Source organism: Corynebacterium riegelii (assembly GCF_016728505.1).
Taxonomy (GTDB): Bacteria; Actinomycetota; Actinomycetes; order Mycobacteriales; family Mycobacteriaceae; genus Corynebacterium; species Corynebacterium riegelii.
Genome location: NZ_CP068159.1, coordinates 371,178 through 395,465, shown reverse-complemented (window position 1 = coordinate 395,465; position 24,288 = coordinate 371,178). Strand labels below are relative to the sequence as shown.

Below are 24,288 nucleotides of genomic sequence, written 5' to 3'. Positions count from 1 at the left end.
CGCATGGCTAAAGAGAAGTCCGGAAACTTTGGCAAGGTCGCCCTCGGCACAGTTGCGGCGGCGTTGGGTGGCGTGGCCATCCACGACATGACGCAGACGAAAAACCCGATCCTGCGCAACTATCCCGTCCTTGGGCACATGCGCAACATGCTCACCGATATTGGCCCTGAACTGCGCCAATACTTCATCGAGCGTGACTGGGACGGCCGCCCGTTCAACCGTGACCAGCGCAACGCTATCTATGAGCGTGCGAAGGGCAAGCAAAGCGAAACCTCGTTTGGCACGGTGCAGGACGTCTACGCCACCAATCATGAGCACCTGGTGCACACGTTGGCTCCTGTTGAGATGCCGGATGAGCCGCCGCGCATCCTTGTCGGCGGCAAGGACTGCGCCAAGCCGTACTCCATTTCCATGCTGAACGTGTCCTCGATGAGTTTCGGCTCTCTGTCCAAAAACGCCGTGCGCTCCTTGAACAAGGGCGCGGCCATGGGCGGGTTTGCACACAACACGGGTGAGGGTGGTGTCTCGCCGTACCACAAGGAATTCGGCGGTGACCTGGTGTGGCAGATGGGCACCGGCTACTTCGGTGCGCGCACGCCAGACGGTGACTTTGATCCGGTGAAGTTCCGCGACCGCGCTGCCGATGACCAGATCAAGATGGTTGAACTCAAAGTCAGCCAGGGCGCGAAGCCGGGTATTGGTGGCGTGCTGCCGGCGGACAAGATCACCAAAGAGGTCTCCGAAATCCGTGGAGTGCCCATGGGCCAGGACTGCATCAGCCCCGCAGGTCATCGCGTGTTTAGTACGCCGGTGGAGTTGATCGAGTTCATTGCAAAGATGCGTGAGCTCTCCGGCGGCAAGCCGGCAGGGTTTAAGCTGTGCGTGTCCAGCCGCAGGGAAGTACTGGCCATCTGCAAGGCCATCCGTGAGGTTGGCACCGCGCCCGACTTCATTGTTGTGGACGGCTCCGAGGGAGGCACCGGTGCAGCACCCATCGACTTTGAAGACCACATGGGTATGCCGCTGACCCACGGATTGATGACGGTGCATAACGCCCTTGTTGGCACCGGACTTCGTGACCAAATCAAGATCGGCGCTTCCGGCAAGGTGGCGGGTGGTTCCGACATTGTCATGCGCATGATCCAGGGCGCTGACTACACCAACTCCGCCCGCGCCATGATGATGGCGGTTGGCTGCATCCAGGCGCAGCGCTGCCACACCGGCGAATGCCCGGCCGGCGTTGCTACCCAGGACCCGCGCCGCAACCGCGCCGTTGTGGTTAAGGACAAGGCCCAGGCGGTGTACAACTACCACCACACCACCGTGAATACTGCGGTGCGTCTCATGGCGTCCATGGGTGTGACGGATCCGGCGGATCTGACGCCTGAGATGTTGCGCCGTAACGTGTCGCCAACGGATTCGCGCTCCTACGCCAACATCTACGAGTGGCTACGCCCCGGCCAGCTGCTAGAAGATCCCCCGTCATCCTGGGCACCCGACTGGAAGGCCGCCTCACCGGACACGTTCCGTCCGGTGTAGGGGAGCCTGTTGTAATTCTGAGTCAGCTGACAGAGCGAAGTAGGTCTCGGACTTGTTTAACAACATTGGCGTTGGTCGCGCGTTCCAGCTGTTGGAGGACTTTCGCTTCGCTCTGAGAGCCGCTTAGTTCCACGCAGAGTTCGTGAGCCTGTTTGAATTGAGTTGGAAATTGCATAACGAGCATAGAGATGAGCGCGGCACTGTCTACAAGCAGGATTCCTTGCTTTCGCATCCAATCCGCAGGGAAGTCCTTTAGGTTGTCAGTGACAATTATGTTGGCGTTAACACACAGCGCAGCTTGCAAAACATGACGATCTTTTGGATGTACCGAGACTGTTTCAGGAAGCTTGATATCAAACCGCGCGTCTTGAACAAGAGCTTCAGGGAGGAAGTCATTCATCAGTGCTTCAAGCCGACGTGTATCTTGAGTAGTCGCATTAATACGCTTACGTAGATTGCGCGACATTTCATCCAAAACCATTTGGCTCCAGTGAACTTGAATCGCTCCGAAGTGGGCGCTATATAGCACGTAATCCCTAAGAACCCGTGAAAATAGAACGTTTGCATCGGCGAAAACGATCGCAAAAGAGGGCCAATCTCTCCTACTCGGTGAAGCCGATTTCATTAGAAAAGTTAGCCAATTTTCGGGCGGCAGAATCTCGACGATCAAACTCTCGATCGGCACTTTCCAAGACATTCAGGATGGTCGCGGCCTGATCTTGGGAAAGTATGACTGATGACGATGATGCCATTGCTGCCTCGTTCATTGCGCGGCGAAGAGCGTTCGCGTTTCTACGGAACGTCTCTCTGGGTACTGGCACCGAAATCATGAGTGCAGCATACACCGGCAGGGCGGAAGCGGGAAGGCCAAACCAGCCCGGCCAGATGCTTGAAGACCCCAATCAGGCTGGACCCCCGACTGGAAGGCCGCCTCGCCGGACACGTTCCGCCCGGTGTAGGGGGAGCCGTTAGTGCTGGTGGTAGTCCGCCAAGAAGTTGCCCAGGCGCTCGATGGCGTTTTCCAGCTGGGATGCCCACGGCAGGGTGACCACGCGGAAGTGGTCCGGGGTGGGGTAGTTAAACCCGGTGCCCTGGACCATGAGGATCTTCTCGGACTTGAGCAGATCCAGCATGAAACGTTCATCGTCGTGGATGTTGTACATCTCCGCGTCGATCTTGGGGAAGCAGTACAGCGCACCTTTCGGCTCCACAACGGAGATACCGGGGATTTCGCGTAGCTTCTTCACCGCAACGTCGCGCTGCTCGTGCAAACGCCCACCATCTGCAGTCAGCTCATAGATGGACTGGCGGCCACCAAGCGCCACCTGGATCGCGTGCTGGCCTGGCACGTTCGCACACAGACGGGTGCCGGAAAGCAGGTCAAGGCCCTCGATGAAGCCTGCCGCGCGTCGACGCGGACCCGTAATAATCATCCAGCCAGAGCGGTAGCCACACACGCGGTACGCCTTGGATAGGCCATTGAAGGTCACGCACACCAGGTCGGGGGCGACTTCGGCCATGGAGATGTGCTTCGCACCGTCATAAAGCACGCGGTCATAAATCTCATCCGCAAGCACCATCAGCTCATGCTCACGCGCAATGTTGGCAATGCCCTCAAGAATCTCACGCGAGTACACCGCACCCGTCGGGTTATTCGGGTTGATCACCACAATCGCCTTGGTGCGCGGGGTGATCTTGGAACGGATGTCCTCCAGCGACGGGTTCCAGTTGTCCTCCTCATCGCACAGGTAGTGGACCACCTTGCCGCCTGCCAGCGTCGACGCCGCAGTCCAAAGCGGGTAGTCGGGGGCGGGGATGAGGATCTCGTCACCGTCGTTAAGAAGTGCCTGAGTGACCATGCTGATCAGCTCACTGACACCATTGCCCAGGTAGACATCATCAACGTCAAAATCCGGGAAGTCCTCAATCGTCTCGTAACGGGTCACCACCGCGCGACGAGCGCTGATGATGCCTTTAGACGTGGTGTAGCCCTGCGACGTTGGCAGATTGGCAATCATGTCACGCATGATCACGTCCGGCGCCTCAAAACCGAAGATCGCCGGGTTGCCGGTATTCAGCTTCAAGATGGTGTGGCCGTCACGCTCCATCTGCTCCGCAGTCGCCGTCACCGGGCCGCGGATGTCATAGAACACGTTCTTGAGCTTCTCCGCCTGATCAAAATGGCGGTGCTTTTTCAACTGCTTCTTCACCTTCTTTTTACCGCTCTTCTCACCGCTGCCGTTTTTCGCCATGTGGCAATACTAGTCCCGCGGCTTGAAACGATTCATCGTTTGCTGCGCCATATTCAACGCATCCCCCGTCAACCGGTCAATCTGCGCCTTACGCTCCAATTTGCGCTGCGCCAACTCATAAGCCTGGGACTGCTCAAGCTCCAACTGGCGCGCGCGGACCATCTGGCGGCGCTGCTTCTCCAGCTCACGGATGGAGGGCTGGTACCAATTATCTGGACCAACCTTCATCACGTACAGCAACACAAACAGCGTTGGAATGACCAAGAGCAACAGGCTAGACAACATGGGCCCGGCTAAGGCGCTCGCGGCAAAACTGGCACCGACCGTGCCCAACGTGCCCAGCCAGAACACTCCCGCGCGGGTCCTTTGACCTTGCCTACGCGCAAGCACAATCTCGCGCGCCGAGTACAGCTTGTCCGCACCCTGGCCACCAAACTCCACAGGTTGCAAGGTGTTTGCGGGCTGCGTGCTCGGCGGCGCCGACGGCAGGTCCGCCAAGATCGGGCGCAGGTCATTATTCGTCTGCGCGCTGGCAACCTGGTTGCAGCGCTGGTCGAACTCGTCCATGGTCAACCGGCCCTCGCCAAGCGCGCGGCCAAGGGTGTCCATGGCGTGCATACGCTCAGCGTCGCCGATCCTCATATTGCCGTAGGGAGTGCTCACAACTTCCCCATCCTAGCGGCCCCGAGAGAGCCTTACTGCCAGCGCTGGTCAGCACCAGTGACGCGGTCCGCGTAACGCTGCTGGGACGCGGCATACTCCTCTTCCGGCAGCTGGTAAAAGTACACGCGCGGCAACACAGCCTCGACCTTGTCTAGGTACGTGGTCACAAACGCGTCGACCTCATCGCGCTGAGCGGCGTCCTCGCTGACGTAGATGAACAGCGGACGTGCCAGCGGGTAGTTGCCGCTACGCGCTTCGTCTAACGACGGCGCAACGCCGTCCACCAGCACATTATCGATGTGGGTGCGCGTGGGATCCTCCGTTGCCAAGTAATTGCCAATGCCCATGAAGCTCAACGCATTGACGTCTTCAGCAACCCAACCCGAGAGCTCCTGGATGTCATCGGTGGCCTGGTAATCATCACGAATCTCATCGTTGCCAAGCACCAGCTGCTGGAAAATGCCCAAGGTGCCGGATCCTTCCGGACGCCCATACAACGCGATTTCCTCATCCGGCCAGGACGGCTCAATGTCAGACCACTTGGTTACATCCGAATCCTTCGCCCAGATGTCATGCAGCTGCTCAAGGGTAAGGTCCTGCGCCCAATCGTTGTCGCGGTGTTTGACCAGCGTGATGGCGTCCAGCGCAATCGGCAGCTCAACAAAGTTCACACCGTTGTCAGCGCACAGCTGCTGCATGTCCGCCGGGACAGGCACGGAGGAGTCATTGATGTCAGCATCGCCAGCGCAGAACGTGGCGAAACCGTCGGTGGAACCAACCGCGTCAATCGCCACATCAAAGCCGTAACGGTTGGCCATGTACGCACTGATCGGTGCAACGGTAGAGGAACCAGTGATGCGGATTGGCTCACCGCCTGCGGCGTCTGTCCCGCCGGAAGCACAGCCCACGGTCAGTGCGGCAACGGCAGCCAGTGCGGTAAGCACGAGTGTTTTACGCATCCTTCTTGCCCTTCCCCATCTCATCACGGAACTCACGCAACAGCTTGAACAGGTTGCTCCACGAGCCCTTCGAGTTAGCCCAGTACTCCGGGAAGTGTTCGAGCTCCTCTTCCTGTTCCGGGGTAACGTTCGGGTTGATCTTGCGACCGTGACGCTCCTCAAGCTCGGAGCGAAGCTCCTCAGCGGTTTCTTCAAGCTCCTGCAGCAGGGCGTGCAGGGCCTCATCCGGCGCCGCGTTGCGGATCAGGTTATCCGCCAACGGCGACAGGTCTGGGGTTTCGTTGTCCTCTGGGTTGCTGATGTTCATGAGTTAGGTCCTTTGAAGTCTTTAGGTGAAGTCTTTAAGTCAGCGCGTTAGAGATCACAACAGCAAGAATCGGAAGGATGAAGAAAATACCGCCAATCCAAGCCACGACGTAGAGCTTGTTCTTGGTTGCCAGCTCCGCCAACCAGTCAGAACACAGCGGCGGCAGTTTACGCATGAACGGGATGCCCAAGATCAGGATCGCCGCAAAGGTGTTGAACAAGGTGTGGACCAAGGCGCCGGCCATCGCGGCTTCCGCCTCAGCACCAGACGCGGAGAACGCCGCGATCAAGCCTGTCACCGTGGTGCCGATGTTGGCGCCCACCACAAACGGGAACAGCGTACGAACCTCAAACTTGCCGGACGCTGCCAGCGGCACCGTCAGCGCCGTGGTGGTGGAGGAGGACTGCACCAAGGTGGTGATCGTTGCGCCGGAAAGCACACCGACGAACGCGTTCTTGCCCAGTGCGGCGTACAGGATCTCCTGCGCCTTGCCCACCAGCAGTGCAGTCAAAATGTTGCCGATGAACTGGATGGAGAACAAGATCAGCACAATACCTACGACGGCAAGGGCGACGCCTCCCCACACGTCTCCAAGCGGGGCGGCCAACGTGCCGGCCAGGCCAACGAGGGGTTCCGTGATCAGGTCAATGAAATCACCGATCGCCTCAAAGATGCCGGAGACAACACCATCACCCTGGCCAGATAGCGACGGCGAGATCGCGGTTGCCGTCTTGCCCAGGAAGCCGGTGAAGATCTCCAGCGGGAAGAAGATCAAAATAGCGATCAGGTTAAAGAAGTCATGCACCGTGGCCATGGAGAAACCACGCTGGAACTGCTTCTTGTTGCCAGCCAGGCCAAGCGCTACCAGGGTGGAGGTCACCGAGGTACCCACGTTGGCACCGAACAGCATTGGGATCGCAATATTCAGCGGCAGGCCACCCGCGATCATGCCCACCACAATGGAAGTGGTGGTGGATGAAGACTGAATAATCGCCGTGGCAACAATGCCAATGGCAAGGCCAACGAACGGGTTCTCCGCAAAGGAGAACAGTTCCTGGGCGCGGTCACCGGCGATGCCCTTAAAGCCATCGCCAATCATGCCCACGCCGTTGAGCAGAATCCACACACCCAACAGCACGGCAACCCAGTTAGCTACCTGCTTTGCCGTGCCCGTAAACGGGAGGAAACCGAGGGGATCCTTGTGCTCGGCGTCATCCTCAACTGCGCGGACGTTGTCCGGGGAGGGGGATTGGCGCCTCATGTTCGCTTCCTTGATGCTCATGCCTACTGCTTCTCGCTGCTCTCGACCGTGTTGAAACGGGTTCAAACGGGTTCAAACCATCTACCGCATAATTCCGCTGGACACGGTACATGGTGCGAGCGAACGGCAGGTGAGATCAAAGTGAACTTTAGGCAAACAATGTAAAGCCGAGCCGGAACCGGGTTACATCGCCTTGTTCATCTCGTAGTACGCACCGCGTTTGCGCAGGAGATCGGCGTGCGAGCCCTGCTCCACAATCTTTCCATCGCGCATGACAATGATCACATCCGCATCCCTAATCGTGGACAGGCGGTGCGCGATGACAAAACTGGTGCGGTTAGAGCGCAACGCGTTCATCGCGTGCTGCACCAAAACCTCGGTGCGGGTGTCTACGGAAGAGGTCGCCTCGTCCAGAATCAACAGCGTCGGCTGGGACAAGAACGCACGCGCAATGGTGATCAGCTGGCGCTCACCCGCAGAGATCGAGCCGCCGTCCTGGTCCACCACCGTGTCATACCCATCCGGCAGGGAGTGCACGAAACGGTCCACGTACGTTGCCTTCGCCGCCGCGATGACCTCCTCATCAGTGGCATCCAGGCGGCCGTAACGGATGTTTTCCATGATCGTGCCCTTAAACAGCACTGCGTCCTGCAACACCATGCCGATGTGGCCGCGCAACTCTTCGCGGGAGAGATCGTTGACGTTGACGCCGTCAAGCAAAATCGCGCCCTGGTCCACGTCGTAGAAACGCATGATCAGATTCACCAGCGTGGTCTTGCCTGCACCGGTCGGGCCGACAATCGCAGCGGTCTGGCCGGGCTCAACGCGCAGGTTCAAGTCCTGGATCAACGGCTCTGAGTCATAGGAGAAGGAGACGTTTCTAAACTCCACCAGCCCGGTCGGGCTGTCCAGGTGCTCGGTGGCTGCGTCATCAGGCTCTTCTTCAGCATCCAACAGCTCAAAGACGCGCTCCGCGGAAGCAACACCGGACTGCAGCATCTGCATCATGCCCGCAAGCTCGCCCAAAGGTTGGTTGAATTGGCGGGAGTATTGGATGAACGCGGTGGCGTCGCCAAGCGAAATGCGCCCGGAAGCAACCTTCACCCCGCCCAACACCGCAATGGCCACGTACGACAGGTAGGAGACGAACTGCATGATCGGGTGCATCGAGTTCGCCAAAAACTGCGCCTTCTGTGCGGCGCCTGCGAGCTCCTCGTTGCGCTTGGCAAACTCCTCGCGCACCTGGTCCGTGCGGCCGAAAATCAACGCCACATCGTGCCCGGAGAAAGACTCCTCCACGTGCCCGTTCACATCACCCGTGGCCTTCCACTGGGTGGTGAACTGCTTCTGCGAGCGCGTACCCACAACCGCCATGATCAGGCCCGTCAGCGGCAGCGACAGCAGTGCCACGAGCGCGAGCTGCCAGGAAATCGCGAACATCATCACCAGGATGCCCACCACCGTCAAAAGCGCGTTGAACAGGGAAGACAAGGACTGTTGCAGCGCCTGCTGCACGTTGTCCACGTCATTGGTGGTGCGCGACATCACGTCGCCACGCTGGCGCGTGTCAAAGTAGCGCAACGGCAGGCGGTTGATCTTCGCCTCCACCCGCTCACGCAGGTCAAACACCGCCCGCATGGTCAGCCGGTTCAGGATCGCACCCTGGGCCCACATGAGTATGGACGCCCCCACGTACAACCCCAGCACGATCAAAATCAGCGTGCGCAGGCGCTCGAAGTCAACCCCGTGCGACATCGCACCCGTGAAAATCACATCCACGGCCTGGCCCATCACCCGCGGGGCGTACACCCCCAACAACACTGACGCAGCGTTCATCACAAACACCGCAATAAGGGCCGCCTTGAACGGCGCAAGCAGGCCTAAGAGACGCTTCGCCGAGGGCCAGAAATGCTTCGCCTTGCGCGGCGCCTTGTTGGAGAAGTCATCGCCGGCCATCTTCTCTTCGTACTCGGCGAGCTGGTCGTCCGTCATGTGTTCAGTGGTTTGATCACTCATGCGTTGACCTCCGCCTGGCTGCGCTCAATCTCGCGATACGTCTCGCTCGATGCCAAGAGCTCCTCATGCGTACCGCGCGCAACAATGCGCCCGGCCTCCATCACCAAAATCTGATCGGCGTGCTTGATGCTGGCCACCTTCTGCGCCACAACAATCACCGTCTTATCAGCAACAATGTCGGTCAGCGCCGCGTTGAGGTTCGCCTCCGTCTTGGCGTCGAGGGCGCTAAAAGAGTCATCAAAAATCAGCACGTCCGCATCCGCCACCAACATCCGCGCAATGCACAAACGCTGCCGTTGACCACCGGAAACGTTGGTGCCGCCCTGGGAGATCGGCATATCCAGATCCTCCACAAACGTCGCCTGCGCCACGCGAAGCGCCTCCCACAGCTCTGCATCAGTCGCATCCGGGTTAGCCATGCGCAGGTTCGTTGCCACAGTCCCCGAGAACAACCAGGGTTTTTGCGGGGTGGCGGCCACGGTGGCGTCGATAAGCAAAAGCCCCGAAGTAGGCGAGTACAACCCCGGAATCAACCCAACAAGCGTGGATTTACCCGCACCCGTCGAGCCGATGATCGCGGTAGTCGTGCCGGGGGTCGCCGTAAAAGTTATGCCCTCCAGCACCGGCAGCTCCGCACCCGGGTAGGTATACGACACATCTCGGAATTCGACAGAGCCCTTCTTGCTTGCCGACGCCTGCGTTACCCCCTCCCTCACCTCATAGCTGAGAACCTCACGTACACGCGTCGCACAGACGAGGGCGCGCGGCAACATCATGAGCATGAACACGCCCATCATCACCGCCATGAGAATCTGCATCAAATACTGCATGAATGCAGTCAACGCACCGACCTCAACCAGACCGCTGTCCACCCGGTGACCACCGAACCAGAGTACGGCCGCAGTAGCCAGGTTCAGGATCAGCATGATCACCGGGAACATGGTGACAAAAACGCGGCCAATGTTCAGGCTCAGCTTGGTGATGTCCTGGTTCGCCTCAGTAAAACGCTTCGTCTCGTGCTCTTCGCGGCCGAACGCGCGGACTACCCGGATGCCCGCGATCTGCTCGCGGAGCAGGCCGTTGATGTTGTCCAGCTTCTCCTGCATCTTTTTGAACATGGGCATGAGCACCGCCGCGATGATGGCAACCACCACGGTCAGCGTAAGCACCGCCGTGACCACGAGCCAGGACATGCCGGCGTCTTGGCGCAGCGCCATGAAGATGCCGCCAACCGCCATAATCGGCGCCGCCACCATGAAGTTCATAAACAGCAGGAACGTCATCTGCACCTGCTGCACGTCATTGGTTGCGCGCGTGACCAGCGTCGGGGTGCCAAAGTGCGACATGTCCTCCGCGTTGAAGCCGCTGACCTTGGAAAACACAGCGCTGCGGATGTCGCGGCCCGTCTGCATGGCTACTTTCGACGCAAACCACACCGCCCCAATCGCTGTCAGAACTTGCGCGAACGCCACCAGCAGCATCGTTCGGCCGGTGCGCCAGATGTACGGCACGTCGCCGGTGGCCACGCCGCGGTCAATGATGTTGGCGTTGAGGTCTGGCAGCGACAGTGTTGCCAACGTTGTCAGCAGCTGCAGCGCTATCACCAGGGTGATCGCCCATGCGTAGCGCTTACCAAACCTACTGGTCAGGCGTATCAAATCCACCGCGGCCTCGATTCTGTTGGTGGTTGTTGGTTTTCTAGGGTTTCAGCCTTTTGAACCTACCGGTTTTTGCTGGGACGCCGAAACGGTCGGTGATTTGCCCCTCTGGCGCGGGCCCGGTTCCGGCCTCAGCGGTCGGCCTTGGCGACTCCCTGACAAATCGTGCAGCGCGCCCTTAGTGCCAGGGCAAAGCCGCAGGTCGCTGATTTCGCACCGTCGGATTTGTCAGGATCGGCGGTCGCCCGCTGACAAATCGTGCAGCGGGGGCCTTAGTGCTTCGGCGAACGTGCAGGTCGCCGATTTTGCCTCGTCGGATTTGTCAGCGCAGAAAGCCACTAAGTGCGCGCGCCCCGACACCCTGCTATCGCGGAGGCTCTGTCTTTTAGTGAATAGATGCTCGGTCAGAGGCTCGGGTTTTGGAAAGTCAACGCTCTGACCGAGCATCTACTCACAAAAATGCCGAGGCTGCCCTAAAGGGGTATCCGCACCCCGGTTCACAGGAACGCTGGACAACCTTCAAAACAATACGGTTATGTCGAAAACGGGCCGCAATTTCGACACGTTCCCGTCGATATGTCGAACGGTTCGACATGTCGGAGGCGTTATGTCGAAAAAGGGGCGAAAATTCGATACGTCATGAGGAATCCGCATACGCTGCTGTCATGGCGTCCTTTGACCCGAACGTGCCCTACAACCAGTTGCCGCCGCCCCCTCCAGCGGGTGAGGTGGAGACTGCACGGGTGCTCAAAGCGGTTATTGCTGCCTCCAGGGAACTGGCGGCGCTTAACACTGCGTGTGAGCTGATTCCAAACCCGGACACTATTACGGCGACGATCCCGTTGCGGGAAGCGCAGGCTTCGACGGAAATCGAGAACATTGTCACGACGAACGATGAACTCTTCCGTGCAGAGTGGGGCGTGGATCCAACGCCAAGTCCAGCGACGAAGGAGGCGCTGCGTTACACGGTTGCGCTACGACATGGTGCAAGTCGGATTGATGATCAGCCGGTTTCGGAGAAGCTGGCGATGGAGATTTGCTCGCAACTGCAAGGCCAACCAGCGGCTATTCGCTCAACGCCGGGTACGTACATTGGTGACCCGTTCACACAGCGCCGACGCTATACACCGCCGGAGGGCAAAGACGCTATTGAGCGCCATTTGAGCGCATGGGAGCGCTACATTTACTCGCCACACGGATTGGATCCGTTGGTGCTGATGGCGTTGACCCATTACCAGTTTGAGGCGATCCACCCGTTCTATGACGGCAACGGCAGGACCGGCAGGATCCTCAATATTCTGCTTTTGCTGCAGACGGGCGTGTTGACGCTTCCGGTGCTCTACATGTCCGGCTACATCGTGGATAACAAGGAGCGCTACTACGAGCTGCTTGCGGCTGTTACCGAGAATGACGCCTGGGAAGATTGGATCGTCTTCATGGTTACGGCGGTGGAGCATTCGGCGGCCGCTGCCAGGGCGTTGATTAATGATTTGCGGGAGGAACAGCAGCGAACGGAGCAGGCGATTCGCGACGCCGGCTTGTCACCCGCACACGAACTGAGCGAGTTGCTGTTTCAAAAGCCCTACATTCGGATTGCGGACGTGGTTGATGCTGGGTTGGCCCATCGCCAGACAGCATCGACATGGTTGAGCAAACTCGCCCAGGTTGGGGTACTAGAGGAGTTGGACGCGGGCCGGACCAAGATCTTCTTGCATCGTCGCGCAGTGGCGATCTTGACCCGGCGCTAGCCCCTAAAGGCCAACCTCAGACCAACCCGAGACCCCGGGTGCCGGTTATTTGCCGGCGCGGGAGTGGCCGAGCATCTCTTCCCACTCCACGATCTTCTTACGCTCGCGCGGGAAGGCGGTGTCGGCGGCACCGAGGGCACGCTCGGCCTCGTCAAGCTTGTACCAGCCTTCCCAGGTGGCGTAGTCCACGCCGCGGGAACGCAGGAGGTCGAGGATGGCGTCGGCGCTATCGTTGGTCGGGGTGGCAAGGTTGCCAGCTACACCGTCGGCGACCAGCATGTCGGTGGTTTCCTTGGCGTCGGACTTGGTGTTGCCAATCAGGCCGACAGGCCCGCGCTTGATCCAGCCGGTGGTGTAGAGCTTCGGCACGATCTCGCCGTCGGCTTCGGTGAGGACGTGGCCGCCGTCGTTAGGAATGACGTGGCGCTCAAGGTCGAACGGGACACCCTCAACTGGCTCGGAGCGGTAGCCAACGGCGTGGTAGACCTGCTGCACTGGCCAGTCGGTGAACTTGCCGGTGCCGGTGATGCCGCCCTGGCCGTCGAGTTCCTGGCGTTCGGTGCGGATGCCGGTGATCGCGCCGGCGTCGTCAAGAAGAACCTCAACCGGCTCCTCGAAGAAGTGGATGTGGATCTTGTGCGGGCTGTCGTCAGGCTCGCGCATGGCGTAGGACTCCAGGACGGAGCAGACCAGGTCGACGGACTTGTCGGCGCGGCGGACTTCCTCAGAGAGCTGGTCGTAGTCAATATCCTCCGGGTCCACCAGCACCTGGATGGTCGGGGACTCATCCAGCTCGCGCAGCTCCTTCGGCGTGAACTTTGCCTGGGCGGGGCCGCGGCGGCCGAACATGTGGACCGTTGTTGCCTTGTTCTGCTTCAGGGACTCGTAGACGTTGTCCGGAATCTCCGTAACTGCCAGTTCATCGGCGGTCTTGGCCAGCACGCGGGAGATGTCCAGCGCCACGTTGCCAACGCCGATAACGGCAACTTCCTCAGCGGTGAGGTCCCAGGAGCGCTCGAAGCGCGGGTTGCCGTCGTAGAAGCCGACGAATTCGCCAGCGCCGATGGACTTGTCACCGCCTGGGATGAGCAGCTCGCGGTCGCGTACTGCGCCGGTGGAGAACACCACTGCGTGGTAGTAGTCGGTCAGTTCTTCGACGGTGATGTCGCGGCCCACGGTGACGTTGGCGATGAGGCGCAGGTTGTCTTTGTCCAGCACGTTGTGCAGGGACTTCACAATGCCTTTGATGCGCGGGTGGTCGGGTGCCACGCCGTAGCGGATGAGGCCGAATGGCGCTGGCATCTGCTCGAAGAGGTCGACGTGAATGTCCAGCTCTTTGTTGTTGATCAACAGGTCGGATGCGTAGATGCCGGCTGGTCCGGCGCCGACTACGGCCACGCGCAGGGTCATGAGTTGTGTCCTTTCGTTACATGTATCCTTGCCAATATAGCCGATAGACAAATCGGTCTGCTAATCGGCGCAATTTTGACACTCCACCACTCAACCATCTCGCACGGCGCTATCAAAGAATAACATTCACTATTAAAGCCCCACTTAAACCCACTTTCTCAGCAACGATATTGCAATAGACATACCGGTACGGTTAGCTATCGAAACAACGCAAATAAACCGCATTTAGTAAACCGATCGGTCTAGTTAGGAAGTGGCCATGAGCGCACCAGCAGTCACCAAGCCAGCTACGAAAGCCCGCACCCCAAAACCGGAGGGCCAGTGGCTTATCGACGGCCACACGCCCCTCAACACCGACGAAGCCATCAAGCAGGCGTCTGAAATCTGGGACGTTAAGCAGCGCGTGATTGACACCTACGCCAAGGGCGGATTCGACTCCATTGACCGTGAGGATCTCTACCCGCGCTTCAAGTGGCTGGGCTTGTACACGCAGCGCAAGCAGAACCTGGGCGGCGAGTTCACCGGCGAGGACAACCAGGTGCTGGAAGACAAGTTTTTCATGATGCGCATTCGCTTCGACGGCGGCATCTGCTCCACCGCGCAAGCCCGCGCGGTAGGGGAGCTCTCGCGCGATTACGCCCGCTCCACGGTGGACCTGACGGATCGGCAGAACATCCAGTTCCACTGGGTGCGGATTGAGGATGTCCCGGCGATCTGGGAGAAGCTCGAAGCCAACGGCCTGAACACGTGGGATGCCTGCGGGGATGTACCGCGTGTGGTGTTGGGCTCGCCAGTAGCCGGCATTGCCAAGGACGAGATTATTGATGCCACCCCGGCCATCCAGAAGATCCAGCAGATCTATACAGACCCGGAGTTTCAGAACCTGCCGCGCAAGTTCAAGTCCGCGATCTCCGGCAACGCGCGCCAGGACGTGGTGCACGAGATCAACGATCTCGCGTTTATCGGCGTCGAGCACCCGGAACTCGGCCCCGGCTTCGAGTGCTACGTCGGCGGTGGCTTGTCCACCAATCCGATGCTGGCGCAGTCCCTTGGCGCGTTTATCACCCTTGAGCAGGTGCCGGAGGTCTGGGCGAACGTGGTGCGCATCTTCCGTGATTACGGCTACCGCCGCCTGCGCAACCGCGCGCGCCTGAAGTTCTTAGTGCAGAAGTGGGGCGTGGAGAAGTTCCGCCAGGTCCTCGAAGAGGATTACTTGGGCTATACGCTTGCGGACGGCCCACACGCGCCCAACAACCTCGTTGACCGTGACCACATCGGCGTCCACGAACAAAAGGACGGCAACGTCTACATCGGCGTAAAGCCAACGCTTGGCCACATGTCCGGTGAACAACTCATTGCCGTGGCCGACACGGCTGAAAAATACGGCGTGACCCAGTTGCGGTTTACCCCGTTTAAGGAGCTGTTGCTGTTGGGGGTGGGGCGTGGGGACGTCGATAAGCTAAAGCTCGAACTTGAAACCTTGGGGTTATCCAGTGAGCCGAGCGAGTTCCGTAGGGGTCTGATTTCATGTACTGGCCTGGAGTTTTGCAAGCTGGCGCACGTGACCACGAAGTCCCGGGCGATTGAGCTGGCCGATGAGCTGGAGGAGCGCTTCGGGGACCTGGATTCTCCGATCAGCATTTCGCTCAACGGCTGCCCGAACGCGTGCGCGCGCCACCAGGTCTCCGACATTGGTCTTAAAGGCCAGATGGTGGACAACGGCCACGGCGAAAAGGTCGAGGGCTTCCAGGTACACCTGGGCGGCACGATCGGTGAGGGCGCGAACTTTGGCCGCAAGCTGCGCGGACACAAGGTGCTTTCCAGCGAGCTGACGGACTACGTCACCCGCGTTGTGGGCAACTACCTAGACAAGCGTGAGCCTGCTGAGACGTTCCGCACCTGGGTGCAGCGCGCTGATGAGGAGGATCTGAAGTAATGCGCCGCGCGCCAAACCCCAACCGAAACTTCCCCACGTACTGCCCGTACTGCGGCGGCGAGGAGCTGGAGCCGAACGAGGAGACGGATTTCGCCTGGAAGTGTAACGAGTGCCTGCGCGTGTTTGAAGTGAAGTTCCACGGCCAGGACGCGCCCGATACACCGCCGGCACCTGCGCGCTCTACCCCCGAGGCCTTGCAGGATTCACTGGCCAGGCGCGGTCACACTGCGGTGCTGGCCGGGAGCGGGAATACTGACGGGGATGGAAAACGAGATGAATAATATGCTGCACCTGAATACGGCCAGCTTCCGCGATCCGGAAGTCAGCCCCGAAGGCCCGAAAACAACCGAGCCGCTGGACCCGGACATTGCTAAGCGCAACGCCGAGCTGGTTGAGCGTTTTGGCACGCTGCTTTTTAGCGCCTCCGCGCAAGAAATCCTCGCCTGGGCCCACGAACACGCGCCGGGCCCGCTGGCGGTGACGCTGTCGATGGAAAACACGGTGCTTGCGGAGCTTGCGAAGCGCTACCTGCCGGGCGCGGACTTCCTGTTCTTGGACACGGAGTACCACTTCCCGGAAACGCTTGAGGTGGCCGATGCGGTGGAGCACCGCTACCCGCAGCACCGCCTGGTGCGCGCGAAAGCGCAGCTGACCCGCGCGGAGCAGGACGAGGTGTACGGCCCGAACCTGTACCTGCGCAACCCGGGCGCGTGCTGCCGGATGCGCAAGGTGGAGCCGCTTGCGGTGCACATGAGCCCGTACGTGGGTTGGATTACGGGCTTGAGGCGTGCGGACGGCCCGACGCGGGCCGAAGCCCCCGCCCTAAGCCTTGATGCCACGGGCAGGTTGAAGATTTCCCCGCTGGTGACGTGGACGCTGGAGGAAACCGAGGCGTTTGAGCAGGACAACGATCTGATTATTCACCCGCTGACGCGCCAGGGGTATCCGTCGATTGGCTGTGCCACGTGCACGATGCCGGTAGCTGAGGGTGAGGATCCGCGTGCTGGCCGCTGGGCGTTTGCCGCGAAGACTGAGTGCGGTTTGCACGAGTAAGTAAGGAGCAACACGATGACTGAACGTTCACCGCTTTCACCGCACTTGCGGGACTTGGAAAATGAGTCCATCCACATCATCCGTGAGGTGGCTGGCCAGTTTGACAAGATTGGCCTGCTGTTTTCCGGTGGCAAGGATTCCTGCGTGGTGCTGCACTTGTGCATGCTTGCGTTCGCGCCGGCGAAGATGCCGATTGAGCTTTTGCATGTGGATACGGGCCACAACTTCCCGGAGGTTATTGAGTTTCGGGACCGCCTGGTGGAGGAGACCGGCGCGCGCCTTCGCGTGGCGCACGTGCAGGACTGGATCGATCGTGGTGATCTGACTGAGCGCCCAGACGGCACGCGCAACCCGCTTCAGACGGTGCCGCTGGTGGAGACCATCGCGAAGGTTGGTTATGACGCGGTGTTGGGTGGTGCGCGTCGTGATGAGGAGCGTGCCCGCGCCAAGGAGCGCGTGTTTTCTGTGCGCGATTCCTTTGGAGGCTGGGATCCGCGCCGCCAGCGTCCGGAGTTGTGGGATCTGTACAACGGCGGCAAGCTGCCGGGCGAGAACATCCGCGTGTTCCCTATTTCCAACTGGACGGAAGCGGACGTGTGGGAGTACATCGGTGCGCGCGGCATTGAGCTGCCATCCATCTACTTCGCGCATGACCGCGAGGTGTTCAACCGTGACGGCATGTGGCTGACTGCCGGCGACTGGGGTGGGCCGAAGGAGGGCGAGCAGCTTGAGACCCGCCGCGTGCGCTACCGCACCGTGGGCGATATGAGCTGCACGGGTGCCGTTGATTCGGATGCGGCCACCATTGACCAGGTGCTTGTAGAGATTGCCAATTCCACCCTGACCGAGCGCGGCGCAACCCGCGCGGATGACCGCTTGAGCGAGTCCGCAATGGAGGACCGCAAGAAGGAGGGCTACTTCTGATGACTGCCACCACTGCTTTAGCCAACCGTGCGACACTGCGCCTGTGCACCGCCGGTTCTGTTGATGACGGCAAGTCCACCTTCGTCGGCCGCCTCTTGCACGACACGAAGTCCGTGCTTGCAGACCAGCTTGCTTCCGTTGAGCGCACCTCCGCCGACCGCGGCTTCGAGGGCCTCGACTTGTCGTTGCTGGTTGACGGCCTGCGTGCTGAGCGCGAGCAGGGCATTACTATCGACGTTGCCTACCGCTACTTCGCCACCGACAAACGCACCTTCATCCTGGCCGATACCCCAGGGCACGTGCAGTACACGCGCAATACGGTGACGGGTATGTCCACGTCTCAAGTTGTGGTCCTGCTTGTAGACGCCCGCAACGGTGTTGTCGAACAAACCGTGCGCCACCTTAACGTGGCGAGCCTGCTTGGTGTCAAAACGGTGATCCTGGCCGTGAACAAGATCGACCTGGTGGACTACTCCCAGGACGTGTTCAACCAGATCAAGGCCACCTTCGACGCAAAGACGGCGGAGCTGGGCATCGCCGATCCACACGTGGTGCCGATTAGTGCGCTCAAGGGCGACAACGTTGCGCAGCGTTCCGTGGAAACGCCGTGGTACACCGGCCCGACCGTGCTTGAGCTTCTGGAATCCATCCCGGTGACCCACGGGCGCGCCGATGACCTGGATTTCCGCTTCCCCATCCAGTACGTGCTGCGCGAGCACGCCAGCGACTACCGCGCCTACGCCGGCCGCGTCACCGCAGGTTCCATCAGCGTGGGCGACGAGGTGCTCGCCCCGCACGGTCGCACCACCACGGTCGCAGGCATTGACACCGCCGACGGCGAAGTGGCCACCGCCAACACCGGCGACTCGATTGCACTGCGGCTTAGCGACGAGATCGATCTGACCCGCGGCGACCTGCTGACCTCGCAAGCTCGGCCAGCAGAAACGAGGGAGTTCGCTGCCACCATCGTCGCGCTTACGGAGAAGGACCTGCGCGCCGGGCAGGCAGTGAAGCTGCGCTACGGCACAGCACTTGTGCGTGCGCGTATTGCCAGCGTGGAGCGCATTCTGGACATTGACAGCGCGGACAAGGACACGCTTGATCCGGAGCACGTGCAGCTCAACGACATCGCGCATGTGACCATCCAGACCGCCGATGAACTTCCCGTGGAGCCGTACGCGGCCCGCGGCGCGGTGGGCAACTTCCTGCTGGTAGATCAGGCAAGCGGGAACACGCTTGCGGCCGGCCTGGTGGGCCGTCGCCTGCGCTAGGACGGATACGGCCATGACTGCCCTGATCACCCTCGCTCACGGTTCGCGCCACCCGCGCGCGGCCGCCGGCGTTGAGGCACTCACCCGCGCCGCAGCTCGGCGCCTCGGGGTGCGCGGGCAGGCCGCCTACTTGGAGTTCGATGAGCCTTTGCTTATCGACGCCACACGCCACACCCCCGAACCCACCATCATCGTGCCCCTGCTGTTCACCGATGCGTTCCACGCGCGCTATGACGTGCCGCAGCATGTGGCCGAAGCACGCGAGGCGCAGGCACGTGAATCTGCTGGCTCGCAGGCGTCGTTGACGCTGGCCAAAGGCCTTGGCATCGACCAGGACTTGGTGGACGTGCTAGCGGCGCGCGTGCTGCAAGATGCGCCCGTTGGCGCCCACGTGGTCCTGTATCCGGTTGGCACGTCGGATCCGGTGGCGGCGGGGCGGTATGGGGAGGTTGCGTTGGGCGTCGAAAAGCAAACTGCTCGGGCGGTCAGTGTGGTGGCCGCAACGCGCGGGGGAGTAGAGGAACTGCGGGCGCTGGAGCGGACGCACGGTGCGCTGCATGTGCTGCCGATGTTTGTCACGCACGGGCTGCTGCTAGACCGCGCGCGTGCGGCGCTGCCCGGGGCGAGCTTCTCGGAGCCGTTGGGCACTGATCTGGCCGCGATTGTGGCGAAGCGTTTTAGCCAAGCACTGAATTCACTGGAGGTGACCCATGCGTAGTACAACAACCCTGCTGTTTATCGCAGTGGCCGGATTTACAGCGCAGCTTGTAGACGGCGGCTTGGGCATGGGCTTCGGCGCCACCTCCACCACGATTTTGATCATGCTCGCCGGGCTGACACCGGCAGCGGCGTCGGCGGTGGTGCACACCGCGGAGCTGGGCACGACCCTGGTTTCGGGTGTGGCGCACTGGCGCTTCGGCAACGTGGATTGGCGCACGGTGGCCGCAATCGGCATCCCCGGCGCGGTCGGTTCCTTTACGGGCGCGTTGCTGCTGTCCTCTTTATCTATGGAGCACGCGCGGCCGGTGATGTCGCTGGTCCTGGCGGCAATCGGTGTCAACCTGATGCTGCGTTTCGCCCGCGGGCTGACGCGGCGCAAGCTGTCACCGAAACCGCACTCCAAGGGATTCCTCGGCGCGCTGGGCTTGGCCGGCGGGTTTATCGACGCCACCGGTGGCGGCGGCTGGGGACCCGTCACCACCTCCACCTTGCTATCTGCGGGACGCAGTGAACCGCGACGCATCGTGGGCACCGTCAACACCGCCGAATTCCTGGTCACCGCGGCTGCCACCGCAGGCTTTGTGGTGGGCATGTGGAACCAACTGGTGGCCAACCTGGCGGCGGTGGTGGCGCTGCTGGTCGGCGGCGTGATTGCCGCACCGATCGCCGCGTGGCTGGTCACGCGCATCAACCCGATCATCCTCGGCGGGTTTGTAGGCACGCTCATTACAGTGCTGAACCTGCCGGTAGTCCTTGCCGCTGTGGGACTTGACCAGCACCTGTGGGTCGTGCGTGTTCTGCTGCTGTGCCTTGGCGCGGTGCTGTGTTGGCGAGGCGCCGTCAAAGCGCGGGCGAACTCGAAAGCGGCCTCAGTTGCCGAGGGCGCGACGCCGCTGGTGGTGGACCCGCCGCAGCGCGTGGCCGTGGTGGAGTAGGTGGTGCGCGGCGTGGCGGCGCGGCGGGGTCGGTTGCGCGGCGGGGTCGGTTGCGCCCCCTCCCGACGCGTTTGCAGCTACCTACACCCGGCTACCAAGCGAAAAAACGGCAGGTAGCTGCATGTAGGTAGCTGCATTTGGCTTGGGCACACTTCCCGCATCGGCACGCACGCCGAATTCGTACAAACGTGCAGGACCCCGAGACAGTGTGGGTGGCCTTTGCTAACATTTTTCTTCGTCACGGCAACTTCCGGAAGTGCATAATTACGCATGGTCGCAGGGGGTTGCCAGCTTGTTTCCAACCGATTGGAGTCAAACCCATGTCAACGCCGAATAATGGCTGGGGATCCGGAGGAGGTTGGGGTGCGCCTCAGCCGGGGTCCGGCCCTTCGTCGCAGCCTGCAGCCCCAGGTGGCGGGTGGGGCTCGGCCCCGTCTGGTGGCGGCTGGGGGAGCCCGTCACCACAACAGGCGCAGCCGTCCCAGCCGCAGCAGCCCTCGTGGGGTCAGGACACGACCCAGTCGCTGGGGCGCGATTCGTCCTTCGGTAACTCTTTCGGCGGCAGCGCAGAGCCGGAGTACGGCGACCAGTCGGATGAGTTCACCACCACATCCGCACCGCACCTGATGCTGGTGCCAAGTTTGGCGCTGGCGGTTATCTCGCTGGTGATGTTGGCGATTGCGGGCTTCGGTCCGTTGCGCAGCATCGATGCCCAGTGGGGCGTGCTCAGCGGCGTTGCCTGGGCGCTGTCCGGCATCGTCGGTGTCTCCGCGTTGGGCCTGTACTTTTCCAAGAACACGCAGGCGCGCGCTGAAGGCTTGTACGAAATCGTTGGTTGGAAGCAGGCGCTGTTGTACGCAACGGTGGCTGCGTTGGTTATCGCTGTGGTGCTGTCTAGCATCATGTTCGCGCTTTGGTTCGGGAGGCAGTAGTTCATGGGGGTAAACGTTTCCCGCATTGCACGTCGTGGTTTGGCCGCGGCGGCGGCCGCATCGCTTGCGGCGCTCACCGGCATGGGCGTTGGCCTAAGCCAACCTGCAGCGCCGAATGAGGCGTTGCCGCAGCTTGGCGCTTGTATGGCTGAGCGTGGTGCGCTTGATGTGGTCATCTTGATGGATGAGACCGGCTCGTTGGTCGGTGAATTCAATGAGGCTACCGGTTCTATTGATACGTCGGTGCCGGGTACGGACGATGATCACAACCGCATTCCGGCGGCGCAGAGTTTTGTGGATGAGCTGGTGGCTCGCCAAGCAGACACGGGCGCGGATGTGCGCGTGCGTGTGGCTGGTTTCGGTCAGGAGTACCACTCGGGTGCAACTGACTCAGCGAATTACGGTCCGTGGCAGGAGCTCAACGAGTCGAGCGCTGACAAGGTCAAGGGCGAGATTGCGCAGTTCCAGGATCGTTGGGAAGAGGTGTACACCAACTACGCCAACGCGCTTGAGGGTGCGTACAACGATTTCGCGCGTTCCGGTTCGGAGAACCCGTGCCGCCTGCTGGTCACGTTCACGGATGGTGAGTTGACTGCCCAGGAGGGTGAGGACGCTGCACGTGAGCGTATTTGTCGCGCGGGTGGCATTGCGGACCGTCTGCGTGCGGGCGGCATTACCAACGTTGGTATCGGTTTGTCCTCGCCGGATAAGCCGGCTGATTTCGGTTTGATGCGCGGCATCACTGATGGTTCCGGAGGCGAACCGTGTGGCCAGCCGCCATTCAACGGCGCATTCTTTGAGGCTTCCAACGTAGGTGGCCTGTTCGCGGCCTTCCAGCGCGCGCTGTCTTCCGGCCGTGATGCGGTGCATGAGGGTCCGGCGGCGCAGACGTTTGAGTTCACGCTGGATCAGTCGATTGACGCTGTGCGGTTCAACGCGATCGCGGAGGAGAATCTTGGGCAGGGCGCGCACTTGGTGCTGACTGCGCCGGATGGTTCCACGGTTGATTTGGCGCAGTCCGGCCGCGGTGAGGCTGCCGGTGCTGCGGTTGAGTGGACCACGGCTACCGAGCCGACGCAGCGCGTCAGCGGCCGCATGCGCCTGAGCCCGGGTGCTGATTGGTCTGGCACCTGGAAGCTCGGCTTTGTTGATTTTGATCCGGAACAGGCCGAAGGTCGCGTGATTTCTCAGGTGGAGATCCAGCCTGACCTGCAGGTTCGTTTCCGCTCCGATGAGGTGTCCGAGGGGCCCCTTTCGCTTTTCGACGATCAAACGATCCACGCCGAACTCATCAACGGCTCCGGCGACGTCCATCCGTTGGCTGGCGAAGCCAAGACCACCATCGTGTTTGAGGCCGATGGCCGCGAGCCGGTCGTGTTGGTAGAAAACGCCGACATTGCGGGCGGGTCGATTGAGATCCCGGCGTCCAAGATTGAGGGCGCACCGGTCTCTGGCCGTCTGGAAGCACGCACCGTGGTGTCCACCTCCGGCGAGCCGAAGACCACGTTCAGCCCGTTCATTAACCAGCAGGCGGTGACGGTCTCCCCGCAGAACCTGCCGCAGGTGGCGGGTCCGGTGCAGTTCGCCTCTGACACGGTGACCGGCCAGGGTGAGATAACTGTCAAGGGCCCGGGCAAGGTGTGGATTGAGCCGGGTACGCAGATCCGCGCAAACGCTCTGCCGGATGGTGTGGATGCAGTGAATGTGGCTTCGCAGTATGACTCCGAAGACAACGCCCTTGAGGTGGTCGCCGGTGAAACGGCAACCCTGCCGGTGACGTTTACGGTTGCTGAACCCACCGAGGGCATTATCAATGGCAACGTGGACGTCAGCGTTGCGGACCTCAACGGTGAGGTCGACGCGGCACATGTTCCGGTTTCGGTCAACGGTTCCTACACGGTGCCGCTGAACACGGCGAAGTTCACCGGCGCGCTGATCGGTGCCCTGCTTGCGGCGCTGTTGATCCCGCTTTTGGTGTTCTACCTGATCCGTTTTGTCACCTCGCGCATTCCTACGCGCCGTCAGCTTGGATCCCAGCTCTTCCCAATTGAGCTGGAGGGCACCAACGCGCAGTTTGTCAACGGTCGCCCGGAGCTGTCTTCCCAGGAAGCACTGATGAACCCGGCGCAGCTGACCTCTACCACGTTTAGCGCGTCTGGCTACAACGGCAAGGTTCGTGGGTTCCACCCCAACCCGTTTGCGGATGCGCCGGTGTTGGTGGAGCAGGTGCCGTCGATAAGCAGTGATGGCGAGCAGGTCAAGGGTGCCGCGAAGCTGCCGCTGGCGCTGCCGAACACGTGGTTTGTTGCGGCAAGCAACCGTGGCCCGAACTCCTACGACGTGGTTGCGCTTCTGAACCCGGGCACCCCGGAGGCGCAGCTGAAGCAGATGGCCACGGAGATCTCCACCAACGCGCCGCAACTGGTGCGTGAGCTGCATGACCTTCGTGCAGCGGGGGCTGACCCGTTTGATGATCTCGGCGGAGGCAACGGCGGCGACAGCAACGGCGGCCCTGGTGGCCCGACAAACCCTGGTGGCCCGACGCCTCCGCCGCCACCGCCAGGCTTCGGCCAGGGTGCACAGCCAGGTCCGCAGACAGGCCAAACCCCGGGTGGTTTCGCCTCTGGTGGTTTCGGCTCTGGCCCGGGACCTCAGACGCCGCCGCCACCGCCGCCGTCGCAAGGCGGATTCGGCTCCAACTAAC

Annotated in this window: 21 protein-coding genes; 11 read left to right on the top strand and 10 right to left on the bottom strand. The window is 61.1% G+C overall.

Annotation, left to right across the window (positions count from 1 at the left end; genetic code table 11):
- The first annotated feature begins 3 nt into the window (after positions 1–3).
- Complete coding sequence (locus tag I6I71_RS01810; protein ID WP_236587343.1) at positions 4–1,539, top strand: FMN-binding glutamate synthase family protein; 1,536 nt, start codon at positions 4–6, stop codon at positions 1,537–1,539.
- A gap of 22 nt (positions 1,540–1,561) precedes the next feature.
- Here I6I71_RS01810 and I6I71_RS01805 read toward each other — a convergent pair whose 3' ends face one another.
- From I6I71_RS01805 to I6I71_RS01765, 9 genes are all read right to left on the bottom strand, one after another.
- Positions 1,562–2,164, bottom strand: a complete 603-nt coding sequence (locus tag I6I71_RS01805) for a PIN domain-containing protein (protein WP_232305820.1) — start codon at positions 2,162–2,164, stop codon at positions 1,562–1,564.
- Positions 2,142–2,369 carry a hypothetical protein gene (locus tag I6I71_RS01800; protein ID WP_141738130.1) on the bottom strand — a complete coding sequence of 76 codons (228 nt, stop codon included), beginning with the start codon at positions 2,367–2,369 and terminating at the stop codon, positions 2,142–2,144. Before I6I71_RS01800 ends, I6I71_RS01805 begins: the two co-directional genes overlap by 23 nt.
- A gap of 138 nt (positions 2,370–2,507) precedes the next feature.
- A complete protein-coding gene (locus I6I71_RS01795) occupies positions 2,508–3,791 on the bottom strand; it encodes a pyridoxal phosphate-dependent aminotransferase (RefSeq protein ID WP_236587342.1) in 1,284 nt (427 codons plus the stop codon).
- Between the two features lie 9 nt (positions 3,792–3,800).
- Positions 3,801–4,454, bottom strand: coding sequence for a DUF1707 SHOCT-like domain-containing protein (locus I6I71_RS01790; RefSeq protein ID WP_201821841.1), 654 nt, complete (start codon positions 4,452–4,454; stop codon positions 3,801–3,803).
- Between the two features lie 32 nt (positions 4,455–4,486).
- Complete coding sequence (locus tag I6I71_RS01785; protein WP_201821839.1) at positions 4,487–5,413, bottom strand: substrate-binding domain-containing protein; 927 nt, start codon at positions 5,411–5,413, stop codon at positions 4,487–4,489.
- Positions 5,406–5,720 carry a hypothetical protein gene (locus I6I71_RS01780; RefSeq protein ID WP_052205901.1) on the bottom strand — a complete coding sequence of 105 codons (315 nt, stop codon included), beginning with the start codon at positions 5,718–5,720 and terminating at the stop codon, positions 5,406–5,408. The genes I6I71_RS01785 and I6I71_RS01780 overlap by 8 nt, the downstream gene beginning before the upstream one ends.
- 34 nt (positions 5,721–5,754) lie before the next feature.
- Positions 5,755–7,002, bottom strand: a complete 1,248-nt coding sequence (locus tag I6I71_RS01775) for a Na/Pi symporter (protein WP_083278938.1) — start codon at positions 7,000–7,002, stop codon at positions 5,755–5,757.
- A 162-nt stretch (positions 7,003–7,164) separates the two neighbouring features.
- Positions 7,165–8,997: an ABC transporter ATP-binding protein gene (locus I6I71_RS01770; RefSeq protein WP_201821838.1), complete on the bottom strand. Its 1,833-nt coding sequence runs from the start codon at positions 8,995–8,997 to the stop codon at positions 7,165–7,167.
- Positions 8,994–10,661 (bottom strand): ABC transporter ATP-binding protein, encoded by a 1,668-nt coding sequence (locus I6I71_RS01765; RefSeq protein ID WP_201821836.1) that lies wholly within the window; start codon positions 10,659–10,661, stop codon positions 8,994–8,996. The genes I6I71_RS01770 and I6I71_RS01765 overlap by 4 nt, the downstream gene beginning before the upstream one ends.
- 659 nt (positions 10,662–11,320) lie before the next feature.
- Between I6I71_RS01765 and I6I71_RS01760 the strand changes: the two genes are divergently transcribed.
- A complete protein-coding gene (locus tag I6I71_RS01760) occupies positions 11,321–12,403 on the top strand; it encodes a Fic family protein (RefSeq protein ID WP_201821834.1) in 1,083 nt (360 codons plus the stop codon).
- A gap of 45 nt (positions 12,404–12,448) precedes the next feature.
- Here the strand turns inward: I6I71_RS01760 and I6I71_RS01755 are convergent, their stop codons facing one another.
- Positions 12,449–13,813 (bottom strand): FAD-dependent oxidoreductase, encoded by a 1,365-nt coding sequence (locus I6I71_RS01755; protein WP_201821832.1) that lies wholly within the window; start codon positions 13,811–13,813, stop codon positions 12,449–12,451.
- Between the two features lie 259 nt (positions 13,814–14,072).
- Here I6I71_RS01755 and I6I71_RS01750 point away from each other — a divergent pair, with 259 nt between their 5' ends.
- The 9 genes from I6I71_RS01750 to I6I71_RS01710 all read left to right on the top strand — a co-directional run bounded on the left by I6I71_RS01750 (position 14,073) and on the right by I6I71_RS01710 (position 24,287).
- Positions 14,073–15,749 carry a nitrite/sulfite reductase gene (locus tag I6I71_RS01750; RefSeq protein ID WP_201821830.1) on the top strand — a complete coding sequence of 559 codons (1,677 nt, stop codon included), beginning with the start codon at positions 14,073–14,075 and terminating at the stop codon, positions 15,747–15,749.
- The gene (locus tag I6I71_RS01745; protein WP_201821828.1) at positions 15,749–16,030 is read left to right on the top strand and encodes a hypothetical protein; all 282 of its coding nucleotides are present in this window, start codon (positions 15,749–15,751) and stop codon (positions 16,028–16,030) included. Before I6I71_RS01750 ends, I6I71_RS01745 begins: the two co-directional genes overlap by 1 nt.
- Entirely contained in the window at positions 16,023–16,802 is a 780-nt protein-coding gene (locus tag I6I71_RS01740) for a phosphoadenylyl-sulfate reductase (protein ID WP_414017443.1), read from the top strand. Before I6I71_RS01745 ends, I6I71_RS01740 begins: the two co-directional genes overlap by 8 nt.
- Before the next feature lie 15 nt (positions 16,803–16,817).
- Entirely contained in the window at positions 16,818–17,726 is a 909-nt protein-coding gene (gene cysD, locus I6I71_RS01735; protein WP_201821823.1) for a sulfate adenylyltransferase subunit CysD, read from the top strand.
- Complete coding sequence (locus tag I6I71_RS01730) at positions 17,726–18,997, top strand: sulfate adenylyltransferase subunit 1 (RefSeq protein ID WP_201821821.1); 1,272 nt, start codon at positions 17,726–17,728, stop codon at positions 18,995–18,997. The genes cysD and I6I71_RS01730 overlap by 1 nt, the downstream gene beginning before the upstream one ends.
- A gap of 13 nt (positions 18,998–19,010) precedes the next feature.
- A complete protein-coding gene (locus I6I71_RS01725) occupies positions 19,011–19,715 on the top strand; it encodes a sirohydrochlorin chelatase (RefSeq protein ID WP_201821813.1) in 705 nt (234 codons plus the stop codon).
- Positions 19,708–20,652, top strand: coding sequence for a sulfite exporter TauE/SafE family protein (locus I6I71_RS01720; RefSeq protein ID WP_101734770.1), 945 nt, complete (start codon positions 19,708–19,710; stop codon positions 20,650–20,652). Before I6I71_RS01725 ends, I6I71_RS01720 begins: the two co-directional genes overlap by 8 nt.
- Positions 20,653–20,972: 320 nt before the next feature.
- Positions 20,973–21,584, top strand: a complete 612-nt coding sequence (locus I6I71_RS01715; RefSeq protein WP_201821812.1) for a 6TM ABC transporter family protein — start codon at positions 20,973–20,975, stop codon at positions 21,582–21,584.
- A gap of 3 nt (positions 21,585–21,587) precedes the next feature.
- The gene (locus I6I71_RS01710) at positions 21,588–24,287 is read left to right on the top strand and encodes a vWA domain-containing protein (protein WP_201821811.1); all 2,700 of its coding nucleotides are present in this window, start codon (positions 21,588–21,590) and stop codon (positions 24,285–24,287) included.
- The last annotated feature ends 1 nt before the right edge of the window (position 24,288 follow it).

What these genes read in the sequence shown, in the direction of transcription:
- I6I71_RS01715 (WP_201821812.1), top strand. Translation starts at nt 20,973, where the DNA reads ATGTCAACGCCGAATAATGGCTGGGGATCCGGAGGAGGTTGGGGTGCG.
- I6I71_RS01730 (WP_201821821.1), top strand. Translation starts at nt 17,726, where the DNA reads ATGACTGCCACCACTGCTTTAGCCAACCGTGCGACACTGCGCCTGTGC.
- I6I71_RS01760 (WP_201821834.1), top strand. Translation starts at nt 11,321, where the DNA reads ATGGCGTCCTTTGACCCGAACGTGCCCTACAACCAGTTGCCGCCGCCC.
- I6I71_RS01780 (WP_052205901.1), bottom strand. Translation starts at nt 5,720, where the DNA reads ATGAACATCAGCAACCCAGAGGACAACGAAACCCCAGACCTGTCGCCG.
- I6I71_RS01725 (WP_201821813.1), top strand. Translation starts at nt 19,011, where the DNA reads ATGACTGCCCTGATCACCCTCGCTCACGGTTCGCGCCACCCGCGCGCG.
- I6I71_RS01775 (WP_083278938.1), bottom strand. Translation starts at nt 7,002, where the DNA reads ATGAGCATCAAGGAAGCGAACATGAGGCGCCAATCCCCCTCCCCGGAC.
- I6I71_RS01805 (WP_232305820.1), bottom strand. Translation starts at nt 2,164, where the DNA reads ATGAAATCGGCTTCACCGAGTAGGAGAGATTGGCCCTCTTTTGCGATC.
- I6I71_RS01770 (WP_201821838.1), bottom strand. Translation starts at nt 8,997, where the DNA reads ATGAGTGATCAAACCACTGAACACATGACGGACGACCAGCTCGCCGAG.
- I6I71_RS01740 (WP_414017443.1), top strand. Translation starts at nt 16,023, where the DNA reads ATGAATAATATGCTGCACCTGAATACGGCCAGCTTCCGCGATCCGGAA.
- I6I71_RS01785 (WP_201821839.1), bottom strand. Translation starts at nt 5,413, where the DNA reads ATGCGTAAAACACTCGTGCTTACCGCACTGGCTGCCGTTGCCGCACTG.
- cysD (WP_201821823.1), top strand. Translation starts at nt 16,818, where the DNA reads ATGACTGAACGTTCACCGCTTTCACCGCACTTGCGGGACTTGGAAAAT.
- I6I71_RS01720 (WP_101734770.1), top strand. Translation starts at nt 19,708, where the DNA reads ATGCGTAGTACAACAACCCTGCTGTTTATCGCAGTGGCCGGATTTACA.
- I6I71_RS01800 (WP_141738130.1), bottom strand. Translation starts at nt 2,369, where the DNA reads ATGATTTCGGTGCCAGTACCCAGAGAGACGTTCCGTAGAAACGCGAAC.
- I6I71_RS01795 (WP_236587342.1), bottom strand. Translation starts at nt 3,791, where the DNA reads ATGGCGAAAAACGGCAGCGGTGAGAAGAGCGGTAAAAAGAAGGTGAAG.
- I6I71_RS01755 (WP_201821832.1), bottom strand. Translation starts at nt 13,813, where the DNA reads ATGACCCTGCGCGTGGCCGTAGTCGGCGCCGGACCAGCCGGCATCTAC.
- I6I71_RS01750 (WP_201821830.1), top strand. Translation starts at nt 14,073, where the DNA reads ATGAGCGCACCAGCAGTCACCAAGCCAGCTACGAAAGCCCGCACCCCA.
- I6I71_RS01710 (WP_201821811.1), top strand. Translation starts at nt 21,588, where the DNA reads ATGGGGGTAAACGTTTCCCGCATTGCACGTCGTGGTTTGGCCGCGGCG.
- I6I71_RS01745 (WP_201821828.1), top strand. Translation starts at nt 15,749, where the DNA reads ATGCGCCGCGCGCCAAACCCCAACCGAAACTTCCCCACGTACTGCCCG.
- I6I71_RS01810 (WP_236587343.1), top strand. Translation starts at nt 4, where the DNA reads ATGGCTAAAGAGAAGTCCGGAAACTTTGGCAAGGTCGCCCTCGGCACA.